The organism is Kitasatospora sp. NPDC002965 (genome assembly GCF_040611255.1).
In the GTDB taxonomy this organism is placed as follows: Bacteria; Actinomycetota; Actinomycetes; order Streptomycetales; family Streptomycetaceae; genus Kitasatospora.
Genome location: NZ_JBEXNT010000108.1, coordinates 19,366 through 33,774, shown reverse-complemented (window position 1 = coordinate 33,774; position 14,409 = coordinate 19,366). Strand labels below are relative to the sequence as shown.

Below are 14,409 nucleotides of genomic sequence, written 5' to 3'. Positions count from 1 at the left end.
TTGGGGCCCCCGGCCGCGGGCCCCCCCCCCCCCGCGGCCCCCCCCCCCGCGGGGCGCCCGGCGCCCCGCTTCCGCGTGCGCCGGCCGCGCCCGCCGGGCCGGCCCGCCCGGGTTGCTACCTCGCGCTGATCGCGCGGAACAGCAACTCGGCGGTCTCGGACCAGCGTTCCACCACGTCGGCCCGCTCGTGGAGCACGTCCGAGATGTGCTGGGTGCCGAAGAACGCGGCCACCAGCGACCGCGCCGCCGCGTGCGGCGAGACCCCCTCCCGCAGCTCGCCCGCCGTCCGGGCGCTGATCAGCAGCGCGGTCAGCAGCTCGGTCCAGTCCACGTACGGGGTGGGCAGCTCGGCGTCTATCTGCGGCCGTTCGATCTGCAGCCGGGCGCCCGCCTGGACGACGATGTCGTCCCGGAACGCCGCCGCCGCACCCGCCAGCAGCCGTGCGGCCGTCTCCAGCGGCCCGCGCCCCTCGGCGGTGACCTCCTCCAGGAGCATCGGCCACCGTGCGTAGTGCTGTTCCACCACCGCGATGGCCAGCGCCTCCTTCGTCGGGTAGTGGAAGTAGACGGCGCCCTTGGTCATCTCGACCCGGTCCGCCACGTCCTTGACCGAGGTGTGGCGGAAGCCCTGTGTCGAGAAGAGTTCGGCGGCGGCGGTCAGCACCAGCAGTTTGGTGCGGGCCGCCCGGTCCTGTTTGGGGTCGGGGCCCCGCCGGGTGGTGATTCTGCGCACAGGGAACGGGGAGGTGGTCTGCGGCTCGGGCATGGACGGCTCCTGTGATGGTGGGGTCGACGGTGGTGCCGGATCGTCAGGGCGGGGGCGATTTGGACAGAGTGGCGCAAAATTTCGCCTCGACGGTAAACCTTCCAGAAGGTATGTTCCTGAGCTGTCGCTCCGGTAGGCACCGAAAGATAGCGGGCCTGCTCCCGTCGCCGCGACATGGGGGAGGAAGAATTCATGAACGTCCTGTCATCTCAGGTGCCCGGGCAGCGCCGTCCGCTGCTCCGGGAGGGTTGGAACGGCCTGCGTTTCGACCGGCACCTGCCGCGGGAGGCGGTCCACAAGCACGCCGACCCCGAGGTGCTCCTGACGGACGCCGTGCGGCTGGAGGAGGAACGGTTCGCGGTCGCCGCGCGCTGGCTCCGCGACCACCACCTCGGTCACCGGCGGGCAGCGGCGTCCGACCCGATGATGCTGGCCGAGACGGTCCGCCAGACCGCGATCCACCTGGCCCACCGGTTCCACGGCAGCACCTACGGCCACCCGTTCGTGCTGAACGAGCTCACCGTCGACCTCGACGAGGCCCTGCCGCCGACCGGCCCGGACGGCCTGGACGTCGGCCTCGACCTGCGCTGCCCGCCCGCCGCTCCCCGGCCCGGCCGGGAGCGGTTCGCGCTGGAGGGCCTGGCCTGGGCCGGCCACCGGCCGGTGGGGCGGGTCCGGATGCGCTGGGAGGTGCTGGAACCCGGCCGCTACGCGTCCCTCCGGCGGCGGTCGGCCGACGCGGCGGGGGAACCCGGGACCGCCCCGACCGCGCCCGTGCCGCCGGAGCCCCGACGGGTCGGGCAGACGACCGACCGTGACGTGGTGATCGCCGCCGACCCGGCCCGCCCCGACCGCTGGTGGCTGCGGCCCTTCGAGGACCACCCGGTCCTGTTCGACCACCCGGTGGACCACGTACCCGGCATGGTCCTGATGGAAGCCTTCCGGCAGGCGGCCGCCGCCGCGTACGGGGCCGGTGACGCGGTCCGTGAACTGCGCGAACTCGCCACCGTGTTCACCGCCTTCGGCGAGCTCACGACGCCGGTCGCGATCGTCGCCGAGCCGGCGGACGGCGGCCCGGCCGGGGCGCTGCGCCTGACGGCGGTGCAGGACGGCCGGCCGATCGCCGCCGCCCGGGTGCGCCGGGCGGCGGCACCGGGCCCGGTGGGCGCGGGTGCGGACGCGGCGGCCGGGCCGGCCGGGGCGGAGGGCACGGCATGCTGAGCGACGTCCGGGCCGAGGGGCTCGACGCCGGGGTGCTCGACGTCCGGGTGCTCGGCGAGCTGGCCGGGACCGCCCGCCGGGACGCCGGGCGGGCCGAGGAACTGCGCCGGCTGACCGGCGAGGTCGCCGACGGGATCACCCGGTCCGGCTTCCCGCGCCACTTCGTCCCGCGCCGGTGGGGCGGCACCGCCGGGGAGTTCGGCGCACTGGTGACCGGGGCGTCGACGCTGGCCGAGTCCTGCGCGGGCGCCGCCTGGTGCGCCGCCCTGTACGCGGCGCACGGCCGGCTGGCCGCCTACCTCCCGGCGGAGGGGCAGCGCGACCTCTGGGGCGGCGGTCCCGACGTCCGGATCGCGGCCGCGGTCGTCCCGCCGCAGGGCCGGGCCGAGCGGGTGGGGGACGGCTGGCGCCTCGACGGCGAGTGGCGGCCGGCCAGCGGCGCGGACCACGCGGAGTGGATCCTGCTCGCCTCCTGGACCGAGGGTCCCGCAGGCCGCGAGCACCGGGTCTTCGCCGTGCCCCGCTCGGAGTTGACGGTGCTGGACACCTGGCACTCGGCCGGGCTGCGCGGCAGCGGCAGCACGTCCGTGGCCGCCGACGGGGTCCGCGTCCCGGACCACCGCACGCTCACGCTGGACGCGCTGCTCCTCCCGCAGCAGGAGGCCGCCCGCTGCCACACCGTGCCGTACCCGATGGTGGCGGCCCTGGTGTTCGCCACGCCGCTGCTGGGCATCGCCCGGGCAGCCCTGCGCGAATGGACGGCCGGCGCCCGGCGCGCGGCCGACCCGCACCCGGCCGCGCACACCGTGCTGACGCACGCCTCGGCCAGGATCCACACGGCGGGGCTGCTGCTCGACGGCGCCGCCGCCCGGGCCGACCGGGGGGAGATCACCGCACTCGCGGTGGCCGAGAACCGTCGTGACGCGGCGACCGCCGCCGTGCTCTGCCGTGAGGCGGTGGACGCGCTGTTCCTCGCGGCCGGTGTCGGGGCGCAGGCCCCGGGCTCGGTCCTGCAACGCGCCTGGCGGGACGCGGCGGCGGTGGCGGTGCACCGCACCCTCGACCCGGACGCGGCGGCCCGGGGCTACGCGGAGACGGTCCTCGGCGCCGGCGGCGGTGCGGCGTGAGCGGTACGGCGCCCGCCCCGATCGCCTTCTTCGACGTCGACGAGACGCTGATCGCGGCCAAGGGGATGCTCGCGTTCTGGGACTTCTGGACGGCGGACCCGGCCCGTACGGACCCCGCGCACACGGACCCCGCCCGTACGGACCCCGCCCGTGCGGACCCCGGCACCGCGGGGCCCGCCCCGACCGGGCCGGCGCGGCGACCCGGGGCGACGCCGCCCGGGGCACCGGACCTCCGGGCGGCGATGGCCGCGGGCGTGCCCCGCGAGGAGCTGAACCGGATGTACTACCGCGGGTTCGCCGGCGTGCCCGCCACCGCGCTGCGGTCGGCGGCACGCCGGTGGTACGAGGAGTACCGCCGGGGCGCCGCGGCCTTCGTCACGGCGAGCCTCGACGCGTTGGCCCGCCACCGGGACCTCGGGCACGAGGTGGTCCTGGTGTCCGGGTCGCTGCGCCCGCTGCTGGAGGCGGTGGCGGAGGACTTCGGCGCCGCCGCGGTGTGCTGCACCGAGCAGCTGGCGGCGGGGGGAGTGCTGACCGGGGAGGTGGACCGGCCGATGATCGGGCAGGCCAAGGCGGACGCGGTGGCGGCGCTGGTCCGGGCGCGGGGCGTCCGGCCGGCCGACTGTTTCGCGTACGGCGACCACGAGAGCGATCTCGCGATGCTCCGCACGGTCGGGCACCCGGTGGTGGTGAACGGCTCGGCGGAGCTGCTGGCGGAGGCCGGGCGCGCGGGCTGGCCGGTGCTCGACGGGCGGCGCGGTCCGCGCCGCCCGCCGGGGCCGCCGGCGCGTCCGGCCGTCGCACACCGATCGGTTTCCGTCTGATGTGCGGACAGCCGGGCGGGCGTGCCCCCTGTCCTGAGAACATTCCTTTAGGAAGGTATGTTCTTGACCAGGAGGGCGCCCGCATGATCAAACAGGAGCGAGCACGGCGTACGCGGGAGAAGGTGCTGGACGCCGCCGCAGAGGAGTTCTCTGCCCAGGGGTACAGCAGGGCCACCCTCAACGCGGTGGCGCAGCGGACCGGCATGACGAAGGGGGCCCTGTACGGGCACTTCGCCTCCAAGCGGCTGCTGGCCGGGGCGCTGCTGCTGCAGTCCCGCAAGGTCTGGGAGGAGATGCGCCAGGCCCGGGACGTCCCGGGCGCCGCGGCCGGCGCGGTGCTGGAGTCGCTCGTCCTGGACCTGGCGCACCGGCTGAAGGAGGACGTCAGGCTGCGGGCGGCGCTCCGGCTGGCGACCGACTGCCCGGCGCTGGCCCAGATGGTGCCGGACATCTTCGAGGACGTGCAGCGGGGCCTGGCGAACCTGATCCGTCGGGCCCAGGGGGAGGGGAGCATGGCGCCCAGGCCGCCCGAACTCGTCGCCCAGCTGCTCCTGGCCGTGATGCACGGCGCGCCGCACGTGTCGTTCGGGCCGCCGGGCGCCTGCGGTTCGGCCGGCGCCTACGAGGCGGCGTGGCGGTTACTGCTGGCGGCGCTCGCCGGCCCGGCCGCCGGGACCGCCGCGACCGCCGGGGCCCCGGTTCCGGAGGGCGGGACTCCGGCGGGGTGCAGCCTGTGCCCGGATCCACGGGTCGTATGAGGGTTCCGTTACGGGACCGTTAAAAATACCCTCGTGAAGGTATTTTTAGGGAGAATGTGGCTGCCCCGGACCTCCGGGGCAGCCCACCGCCCGGCGGCGGACAGACCGGTCGCGGGTCGCGAACCGAGACGATGTGACGGAGGGGTGTCATGAGTGTGCTGCACGAAAGGATCGGATCGTCCGCCCTGTACCAAACGGAATTCGGTCACGCCCCGGAGGATTCGGCGCGGGTCGCCGCCCGGCGCGCGGCGGGTCATGCCGAGCACGTCGACGACTTCGACATGCGGCACCTCCGGTATTTCCTCACGGTGGTCCGGGCGGGGACCGTTTCGGCGGCTGCCCAGGAACTCCGGATATCCCAGCCGAGCCTCAGCCAGCAGATCAAGAGACTGGAAAGCCGGGTCGGCGCCTCGCTCTTCATCAGGAGTTCACGCGGTGTCGAACTGACGGCGAGCGGGCGGGCATTCCTCCGGGAAATCCAGTCCATTCCCGGGCAGCTCCGCTCGGCGATCGCCGCGGCTGCCCCGACCCCCCGGGTCTGGCCGGTCGGGGTCTGTGGCGGGGTGCCGACCGAGGTCCTCGCCGAGGTGCAGAACGGACTGGCCGGCGAGCAGGCCGACGGGGCCGTCCGGGCGGGCGCCGAGCTGCGCATGCGGCACGTGGGTGCGGCCGACCAGCCGGAGCTGCTGCACCACGGCGAGCTGGCGTTCGGCATCGTCCGGCTTCCGGTCACCACACCCGGTCTGGTCGGCGCGGTGGTCTGGGACGAACCGCTCGGGGTGGTCATGCGCCCCGACCACCGGTTGGCCGGCCGACCCGGCCTGACCTGGGACGATCTCGCCACCCAGCGGTTGCTCTGGTACGACGAGGGGTGTGCGCCGGGCTACGCCGAGACGATCCCGGCCCAGCTCGCCGCACTCGGCTGGCGGGCCGAGCTGCACCCCGTCGACGACCAGCAGGCGCTCTTCGTGCACACCCTGCAGACCGCCTGCGACCTGGTGGCGCTGCGTCCGCGGCTCGCCGTGCAGGGCGAGACACAACTCCACTGGCGCCCGCTGCCCACCAGCGCGGCGCCGCGTGAACGGCTGGCGGTCACCGCGCTGGCCGGCGGCCGGGCCGCCCGGGTGCTCGCCCAGGTCGCCGAGCGGCAGGGCTGGCCCTTCCTCGCCTGAGGAGTTCGCCTTCCGCCGGTCCGCTGCCGTCCCACCCCCACCTCCCACCGCTGTCGCCACCTCTGCCCCCACCCGTACGCCCGGCCCGGAGAATGTTTTCTCCGGGCCGGGCGATTTTTTGCCCCGGGGTCATGGAAGGTTCACTTCCGGTGCCCGGGCGACTCCCTGCGGTCCCCCTCGTAGGGCCGGCCCATAGGACCGGTCCTATGGCTTCCACGCATTTTCTGTCTTGGCCCTCGGAACGCCGTTCGAACTATGGTTTGAGTGCGAAAGCGGGCAGGCCGGAACCGGGAACGGAAAACCCCGGAGGCCGTGCCGGTGACCCGCCGCCCGAGGAATTCCGGGCAGGGCGCCGGACGGTATTCACCGGTCGATCCACTAGCCGATCCACTAGCCGATCCGCCGGTCGATCCGTCGTCGTCCATGTCGTCCATGTCGTTCCCGACGACGTTCAGGCCGCCGTTCCGTCCGCCACACCGACATTCGAGCTGGGAGCCGGGGAAGTCGTGATCTCGACCAAGTTGACAGAATTGCTGGGAATCGACCATCCGATCGTCAGCGCACCGATGGGCGGCGTCTCCGGCGGCCGGCTGGCCGCCGCCGTCACCCGCGCCGGGGGGCTGGGGCTCGTCGGCGTCAGCTACGGCGACGCCGCGTTCATCGACGAGCACCTCCCGCAGGCCGCCGAGGGCGGCGGCGTCTGGGGCGCCGGCTGCGTGATGTTCACCTTCGACGAGCGCCCCGGCCTCTGGGACAAGGTGCTCGGCTACGCGCCGCCCGTCATCGCCCTCTCCTTCGGCGACGCCGAGCAGGTGGGCCGCTACGTCTCCTCCGCCGCCGGGAGCGGTGCCCGGGTCGTGGTGCAGGTGCACGACACCGAGCAGGCCGTCGTGGCGCTGCAGGCCGGCGCGTCGGTGCTGGTGGTCCAGGGCGCCGAGGCCGGCGGCCACCACAAGACCCGGGCCACCCTCCCGCTCGTCCCGGCCGTGCTGGACCTCGTCCGGGGCGCCGTCCCGGTGGTCGCGGCCGGCGGGTTCGCGGACGGCCGGGGCCTGGCCGCGGCGCTGGCGCTCGGCGCCGACGGCGTGATGATGGGGACCCGCTTCGCGCTCACCGTCGAGTCGATCGCGACCGCCGGCTTCAAGACCTCGCTGACCGCCGCGGGCACCACCGACACCGTCAACACCCGGTCCTTCGACGTGCTCCGCGGCATCCCGTGGGACGAGGTCTACCAGGCGCGCTCGGTGAGCAACGCCTTCACCCGCGAGTGGACCGGCCGCGACGACGACCTCGCCGCCCGGCGCGCCGACGTCGAGCCCGGCTGGACCGCCGCCGTCGCCCGCGACGACGTCAGCCAGCGTGCCCTGTTCGCCGGCGAGGTCCTCGACCTGGTCAAGGACGTCCGGACCGCCGCCGCGATCGTCGAGGACACCGTCTCCGAGGCGGAGACCGTCCTGCGCGGCCTGGCGACGCGCATCGGCCGCTGACACCGGCTCCGCAATCGGCTCCGAACCGGCGCGGGCTCCGAACCGGCGCGGGCGCCGGCCGGCCCCTCCCCGCGTCCCTCCTCCCGTGTTCGCCCTCCCACCGTCCGTCCTCCCACCGCACCGGAGAACACCGTGATCCACGTCCTCACCCTCACCTACCTGAAGCCCCGTGAGACCGTCACCGCCCACCTGCCGGAGCACAGGGCCTGGCTGCGCGAGCACGCCGACCGCGGTCGCATCCTGCTCAGCGGCCCCCGGCCGGACGGCGGCGCCGTCATCGTCACCGCCGACCTCGACGACGCCACCGTCACCGAGCTGATCGAGAGCGACCCCTGGCACACGCTCGGCATCGCCTCCTACGAGCGGACCCCGTTCACCGCGGGCTTCGCCAGCCCCGGCGTGGTCACCACCCCCGAGCCCGGCGACGGCGTGCTGCTCATCAACGTGGCGACCACCGAGACCGCGCCCGCCACCGTGGCCGCCCTCGCCTCCGCCGTCGAGCACGTCGCCGCCACCGCCGAGGGCTTCCGCGGCTCCCGGCTGCTGACCAGCGTCGAGGGCGACGCGGTGGTGAACCTCGCCGCCTGGTCCGACGAGAAGAGCTTCGACGCGATCTTCGACGACCCCGAGTTCACCCGCCGCTACCAGCAGTTCGCGACCACCACGACGGGTGCCAAGTACCGCCTGTACCGGACCAGCCGGGTCATCACCCCCAACCGCTGACCCGGCGTCCCGGCCGGGCGCCGCCGCCCCGCCCGGTCGGGAGCCCCCCGGGCATCGCCCCACACCCGCCCACACCCCTCACACCGCGTAGGAGAACCATGTCAGGCACGTCCACCCCGGCCCCCGCGTACGACCTGATCGTCGTCGGCTTCGGCGCCGCCGGCCTCTCGGCCGCGCTGTCCTTCGCCGAGGCCACCGACGGCCGCGACCGGCCGGCCAGGATCGCGATCCTGGAGCGCTCCGGCAAGGAGGACCGCGGCGGCGCCACCCGCTGGACGGGCGCCTTCCTGCGGATCGACCAGCAGCGCCGGCTCGACTCCGACTGGGCCGAGCACGTCCACCGGGTCTCCGGCGGCCTGGCCGACCTCGACTACTGCCGCACCGTCGAGCGCGACACCCCCGGCACCCTCGCGTTCGTCGAGAAGCACGGCGTCGAGATCGCCTTCCAGGACTTCCCGCTGCCGCACACCTTCGCCGCCGGCGTCCCGTCCATGGTCCCGCCGGCCAGCCCGCGAGGTGGCGGCGCCGCCATCGTCGAACACCTCGGCGCCGCCCTGGAGGCGGACCCCCGGGTCGACATCCGCTACCTGACCGAGGCCCTGCGCCTCTCCACCGACGAGGACGGCGCCGTCGACGGCGTCGTCGTCCGCGGCCCCGACGGCCTCACCCGCACGCTGGCCGGCCGCGCGGTCGTGCTCGCCTGCGGCGGCTTCGAGGGCAACCCCGAGATGCTCACCCGGTACGTCGGGCAGAACGCCTGCGACCTCCCGCTGATCGCCCCCGGCATCGCCGCCAACCGCGGCGACGCGCTGCGGATGGCGCTGGAGCTCGGCGCCGACACCGCCGGCCAGTTCGACGGCATCCACGCCGAGCCGGTCGACACCCGCACCGACAAGGCCGACGCGGTCCTCTACGGCTTCGCCGCCGGCATCTTCGTCAACGGCCGCCTGGAGCGGTTCTTCGACGAGGGCCGCGACACCTGGGACAACACCTTCGAGCACGTCGGCTACGAGATCTGGAAGAACCAGGACCAGGAGGCGTACTGGATCGCCGACGCCAAGACCCTGGCCATCCCCGGCATCTCCGGTTCGCTGCTCACCGACGTGCCCCCGGAGCAGGCCGACACCCTGGCCGGGCTCGCCGCCAAGCTCGGCATCGACGCCGAGGGCCTGGAGAAGACCGTCGCCGGGTTCAACGCGGCCGTCTCCCCGGGCGAGTTCGACCCCACCCGGCTGGACGGCAAGCACACCGTCGGCCTCACCCCGGCCAAGTCCAACTGGGCCACGCCGCTGGACACCGCGCCGTTCATCGGCATCCCGGTGACCGCCGCGATCTGCTTCACCTACGGCGGCGTCCGCACCGACCTCGACGGCCGGGTCGTCACCCCGTCCGGCACCGCCATCCCCGGCCTGTACGCGGCGGGCGAGGCCACCGGCCTCTTCTACCACGCCTACCCGCCGGCCACCTCGGTGCTGCGCTCGCTGGTCTTCGGCCGCCGTGCCGCGCACCACGTGGCCGCCGGCCAGTCCGCCTGACGCGCACCCGACGTGTCCGCCGGACCCTTCCCGATCCAACCCGCACGTCCGCTTTCTGGAGGAGCCATGAGGATCACCAACATCGACGTCACTCTCCGGGACGGGGGGTACCGCACGGGATTCCACTTCCCGCTCTCCTACGCCCTGGAGCACGCCCGGCTGAGTGTCGAGGCCGGCTTCGACTGGGTCGAGATCGCCTACCGCAAGGGCTCGTTCGCCCCGATCCCCGACCTGGGCCTCACCGGCATCGGCGGCGACGACTTCATCGCCGCCACCGCCCGCGAGATCGGCCCCCACCGGGTCGCGATGATCCTGCACCCGAAGAACATCACCCGCGACGACCTGCCCGCCATGTACGCGGCCGGTGCCCGTCTCGTCCGCATCATCCTGCCCGCCAAGGGCTACGAATCCGGCCTGGCGTACATCCGCCAGGCCCGCGACCTCGGCTTCACCGTCGGCGTCAACTTCGCCCGGATCAGCCAGTGGCCGGCCCGCGAGGTGGTCGAGGTGGCAACCGCCGCCACCGACGCCGGCGCGGAGGTCGTCTACCTGGCCGACTCCAACGGCAGCCTCTCCCCGCTGGACACCACCGACCTGACCACCCTGACCCGCTCGGTCACCGGCGGCGCGGTCGGCCTGCACGCCCACAACAACCTCGGCCTCGCGCTGGCCAACGCCATCAGCGCCGTCGCGGCCGGTGCGACCTGGATGGACTCCTCGATCCAGGGCATGGGCAAGGGCCCCGGCAACCTCATCGCCGAGCAGTGGCTGGCGCACCTCGACCGCACCGACCCGGAGAAGGCCGGCCACATCGACCTCGCCCCCGTCCTGCGGCTGGCCGAACTGCTGCTGGCCACCGTCCCCGAGGGCCGGCCGTCCCTGCCGCTGCCCGACCTCGTGCTCGGCCGCTACGACCTCTCGGTCGAGCACCGCAAGGAACTGCTCGGCGAGCACGGCGAGGCCATCGCCACCGCGCGCACCCTCGCCGGCGTCCGGTGACCACCCACGCCGGACCGGTCGTGCCGACGGCGGTCTTCTTCCCCCGGACCGCCGTCGGCACGGCGCACGCCCTGGTCCTCGCCCCGGTGACCCCGGGCTGGGACGGCGGCGCCTTCTTCACCCCGGTCGTCCGCACCCTGGTCGGGGCCGGACTGCGGGTCACCGTCGCCGACACCCTCGCCCTCTGGGACGAGGAGGTGACCAGCCTGGCCGGTCTGGCCGCACGCTGGCGCGAGGTGCTGCCGACCTTCGGGCCCGTCGACGTGCTCTGCGGCAACGCCCTGGGCGGCGCCGTCGCCCAGGCGCTGCTCCCCGACATCGACCCCGCCACCGCCGCGCTGTTGGTCTCCGGACCCGCGCGCAGCGACACCGCCCTCGCCGAGCGGCTCGGCGCGATCGCGGACCTGGCCGCCGCCGGCCGGCCCGCCGCCGCCCTCGACCTGCTGTCCCGCCGGATCCTGCCGCAGGGCCGGACACCGGACACCGAGCGCGTCCCGGCGCCGGCCACGGAGTCGGACCCCAGGACGGCTCCCGCGACGGAGACCGACGCGGACCCCGCGACGGACACCGAGGCCGGGCGGCGGCTCGCCGGCGGCCTGCGGCTGCTCCGCGACATCGACCTCACCGACGCCGTCCGCGCCCACCCCGGCCCGCTGCTCCAGATCGTCGGCGGCCGGTCCCAGCTCGTCACCCGGCGGCACACCGCCGCCGCTCCCCACCACGTGGTGCAGGTCGTCCCCCGAGCCGGCATGCGCCCCCACTTCGACCAGCCCGCAGAGGTCTCCGCACGCGTCGAGGCACTCCTGCGCGAGAAAGGACTCCGGTAATGCCCGCCGCACCCGCCGCACCCGCCACCAGGAGCATCGCCGTCCTGCCCGGCGACGGCATCGGACCGGAGGTCGTCGAAGCGGCCCTCGCCGCCGTCGAACGCCTGGGCCTCCCGCTCGACCTGCGCTTCGGCGACATCGGCTGGGAGTGCTGGCGACAGGAGGGCGACCCGGTGCCCGCGCGCACCTGGAAGCTCCTGGAGGAGACCGACACCTGCCTGCTCGGCGCCATCACCAGCAAGCCGCTGCGCGAGACCGAGGCCGAACTCGTCCCCGAACTGCGCGGCACCGGCCTCGGCTACGTCTCGCCCGTCGTCCAGCTCCGCCAGCGCCTCGGCCTCTACGCCAACATCCGGCCCGTCACCGACCTCGACCACGGCCGCTTCGACTTCACCGTCATCCGGGAGAACACCGAGGGCCTCTACGCCGGGCTCGACCTGCACGGCCTCGACGGGGCGCTCTGGGACGCGGTGCGCCACCACCCGAACGCCGCCGCCTCCGGCCCCGAGCACACCAGCGTCACCCTGCGCCTCCAGACCCGGTTCGGCATCGACCGGCTGCTGCGCTTCGGCCTCGAACACGCCCGGGCCCGCGGCAAGCGCCTGCTCACCCTCGTCGACAAGCCGATGGTCCTCCGCAACAGCAGCAACCACCTGCGCGAACGGCTCGAACTGATCGCGGGCGAGTACCCCGGGATCGAGACCGAGATCCTCAACGTGGACGCCGTCGCGCTCTGGATGGTCCGCCGGCCGGAGCGGTTCGGCGTGCTCGTCGCCGAGAACATGTTCGGCGACATCCTCTCCGACCTCGGCGCCGGGGTCATGGGCGGCCTCGGCCTCGCCCCCAGCGGCAACATCGGCGACCAGGGCAGCTACTTCGAGCCCGTGCACGGCTCCGCCCCCGCGATGGCGGGCCGCGGCCGGGCGAACCCGATGGCGATGCTGCTGACCGTCGCCCAGATGCTCGACCACCTCGGGCTGACGGTGCCCGGCGAGGAACTGCGCGCCGCCGTGCGCGGCGTCGCCCGCGCCCGGACCACCGTCACCTACGACCTCGGCGGGACGGCGGGCACCCGCGAGGTGGCCGAGGCCGTGGCCGGAGCCCTGGACGCCGCGGCCTCCCGGCCCGCCGCCGGGGCCTCCGCCGGGGCCGCTGTACGGCAGCCGGGCGCCGGTGATCCACCGGCGGAGACCGACGAGGTCGTCGACCGGCTGGCCCGCCTCGACACCGCCTCGGTCTCCGACGCGCTGGACAGCCTCGGCCTCCCGGGCGTCCTCGCCGGACTGGCCGCCCGCGTCCCCGGGGCCCGCACCGCCGGACGCGCCTACACCGTCACCTACCGGCCCGTCGACGACACCCGGGGCGGCTTCCGCAACGCGGCCAACTACCTCGACGAGGTACCCGCCGGCTCCTTCGTCGTCGTCGACAACGGCGGCAGCACCGCCTGCACCAACTGGGGCTCGCTGCTCACCGCACTCGCCCGGAGCCGGGGCGCGCGCGGCACCGCCGTGTACGGGTCGGCCCGCGACGTCGCCGAGATCCGGGCCGCCGGGTACCCGCTGTTCAGCACCGGCGTCACCATGGTCAGCGGCAAGAACCGCGTCGAACTCGACGCCACCGGACGGGACGTCACCATCGGCGAGGTCACCGTCCGCCCGGGTGACGTGATCGTCGCCGACGACAACGGAGTCCTCGTCGTGCCCGCCGGACAGGCCGTCGAGGTGGCCGACCGGGCCGAACGCGTCGAAGCCACCGAGGCCGCCATCGCCGAGGCGGTGGCCGGCGGGCTGCGCCTCGACGAGGCCCGCCGGACGTTCGGCTACGCCGAGCCGTGGGAGGGGCCGGCGCGCAGGACCGGCGATGCCTGACGGCCCCCGGCCCCCGGGGGTCCGGTCGGCGGCCGGGCCGGCACCCCGGTCGGCCGGGCCGGTGATCGGGCCGGTGGGGCCGCCGCCCTCCGAGGGGGCCGCGGCGGGGGAGCGGTCCCGGACCGGGGAACGTCCCCCGGCCGACCGGCAGGTGGTGGACGTCCACTACCACGCCGGACCGGACCTCTACCGGCGCCGGCTGACCGCCGCCGGCGCCGGGCGGGCCTACGCCGGGATCGACGGCTGGGTCGCCGTCAAGAGCCACCTCGGCTCCACCGCCGCGTCCGCCTGGGAGGCCCGCCAGGAGGGACTTCCGGTCTCCGGCGCCGTCGTCCTCAACGAGCTCGCCGGCGGCGTCCGGACCAGGGTCGTCGAGCAGGCCGTCTACGCCCACGGCCCCGACAGCCCCGCCCGGCTGCTCGTCCACCTGCCCACCCACATCGGCCCCGCCCACCCGTCCCCCCTCCACCGCGCCCCCTTCCACCCGCTGCTCGACCTCGAACGGTGGCGCGGCCCACGGATCCTCGACGGCACCGGCCGGCTCGCCCGGCCGGTGCGCGAGGTGCTCCGCGCCGCCCGGGACCTTCCGGTCGTGCTGGCCACCGGTCACTGCGACCGGGAGGAGACCCTCCGGGTGGCCGACGAGGCCGCCCGGCTCGACGTGCCCCGGCTGCTGCTGACCCACGCCACCCACCCGATGTCCGGCCTCACCCCCGCCGACCTCGCCGGCCTGGCCGACCTGCCCGGCCTCTACGTCGAACTCACCGCCCTGATGCTGCTGCTGGGCCACCGGAGCCCGGGCCACCTGGCCGAACTGGTCCGCGCCCACCCCCGGATCGTCTTCAGCTCCGACCTGGGCCAGCCCGACCAGCCGGACCCCGCCGGCTGGCTGGTCCGCAACACGGAGTGGTTCCGCGCCGCCGGCCTCACCGGAACGCAGGTCCGCGCCGTCACCCGGCTGAACCCGGCCGCGCTGTTGGCGCCCTGAACCCCGGGCCCCCAACCCGCCCCCGCCCGTTGCCCTGTCGATGGGCCTGCCTGCCTGCCTGCCTGCCTGCCTGCCTGTCGGACGGCCCGCCTGCCCGTCGGCCCTGGGCCGACC

Annotated in this window: 13 protein-coding genes; 12 read left to right on the top strand and 1 reads right to left on the bottom strand. The window is 75.1% G+C overall.

What is annotated here, in order from left to right:
• Nucleotides 1-115: 115 nt before the first annotated feature.
• Entirely contained in the window at nucleotides 116-766 is a 651-nt protein-coding gene (locus tag ABZY91_RS31360) for a ScbR family autoregulator-binding transcription factor (protein WP_329948232.1), read from the bottom strand.
• Between the two features lie 192 nt (nucleotides 767-958).
• Here ABZY91_RS31360 and ABZY91_RS31355 point away from each other — a divergent pair, with 192 nt between their 5' ends.
• From ABZY91_RS31355 to ABZY91_RS31300, 12 genes are all read left to right on the top strand, one after another.
• Nucleotides 959-1,987, top strand: a complete 1,029-nt coding sequence (locus tag ABZY91_RS31355) for a ScbA/BarX family gamma-butyrolactone biosynthesis protein (protein ID WP_355406262.1) — start codon at nucleotides 959-961, stop codon at nucleotides 1,985-1,987.
• Nucleotides 1,981-3,114 (top strand): oxidoreductase, encoded by a 1,134-nt coding sequence (locus ABZY91_RS31350; protein ID WP_355406260.1) that lies wholly within the window; start codon nucleotides 1,981-1,983, stop codon nucleotides 3,112-3,114. Before ABZY91_RS31355 ends, ABZY91_RS31350 begins: the two co-directional genes overlap by 7 nt.
• Entirely contained in the window at nucleotides 3,111-3,938 is an 828-nt protein-coding gene (locus ABZY91_RS31345) for an HAD-IB family phosphatase (protein ID WP_355406258.1), read from the top strand. Before ABZY91_RS31350 ends, ABZY91_RS31345 begins: the two co-directional genes overlap by 4 nt.
• Before the next feature lie 83 nt (nucleotides 3,939-4,021).
• Nucleotides 4,022-4,696 carry a TetR/AcrR family transcriptional regulator gene (locus ABZY91_RS31340; RefSeq protein ID WP_355406256.1) on the top strand — a complete coding sequence of 225 codons (675 nt, stop codon included), beginning with the start codon at nucleotides 4,022-4,024 and terminating at the stop codon, nucleotides 4,694-4,696.
• Between the two features lie 149 nt (nucleotides 4,697-4,845).
• On the top strand, nucleotides 4,846-5,868 hold the full coding sequence (locus ABZY91_RS31335) for a LysR family transcriptional regulator (RefSeq protein ID WP_355406254.1): 1,023 nt from the start codon (nucleotides 4,846-4,848) through the stop codon (nucleotides 5,866-5,868).
• 92 nt (nucleotides 5,869-5,960) lie between these two features.
• Nucleotides 5,961-7,355, top strand: coding sequence for a nitronate monooxygenase (locus ABZY91_RS31330; protein WP_355406252.1), 1,395 nt, complete (start codon nucleotides 5,961-5,963; stop codon nucleotides 7,353-7,355).
• Nucleotides 7,356-7,487: 132 nt separating this feature from the next.
• Nucleotides 7,488-8,078 (top strand): YciI family protein, encoded by a 591-nt coding sequence (locus tag ABZY91_RS31325; protein WP_355406250.1) that lies wholly within the window; start codon nucleotides 7,488-7,490, stop codon nucleotides 8,076-8,078.
• Nucleotides 8,079-8,176: 98 nt separating this feature from the next.
• Complete coding sequence (locus tag ABZY91_RS31320; protein WP_355406248.1) at nucleotides 8,177-9,613, top strand: FAD-binding protein; 1,437 nt, start codon at nucleotides 8,177-8,179, stop codon at nucleotides 9,611-9,613.
• Between the two features lie 66 nt (nucleotides 9,614-9,679).
• Nucleotides 9,680-10,612, top strand: a complete 933-nt coding sequence (locus ABZY91_RS31315) for a hypothetical protein (RefSeq protein ID WP_355406246.1) — start codon at nucleotides 9,680-9,682, stop codon at nucleotides 10,610-10,612.
• Nucleotides 10,609-11,439, top strand: coding sequence for an alpha/beta hydrolase (locus ABZY91_RS31310; RefSeq protein ID WP_355406244.1), 831 nt, complete (start codon nucleotides 10,609-10,611; stop codon nucleotides 11,437-11,439). The genes ABZY91_RS31315 and ABZY91_RS31310 overlap by 4 nt, the downstream gene beginning before the upstream one ends.
• Entirely contained in the window at nucleotides 11,439-13,307 is a 1,869-nt protein-coding gene (locus ABZY91_RS31305; protein WP_355406242.1) for an isocitrate/isopropylmalate family dehydrogenase, read from the top strand. Before ABZY91_RS31310 ends, ABZY91_RS31305 begins: the two co-directional genes overlap by 1 nt.
• 154 nt (nucleotides 13,308-13,461) lie before the next feature.
• Nucleotides 13,462-14,295, top strand: coding sequence for a DUF6282 family protein (locus tag ABZY91_RS31300; RefSeq protein ID WP_355406240.1), 834 nt, complete (start codon nucleotides 13,462-13,464; stop codon nucleotides 14,293-14,295).
• Nucleotides 14,296-14,409 lie beyond the last annotated feature (114 nt).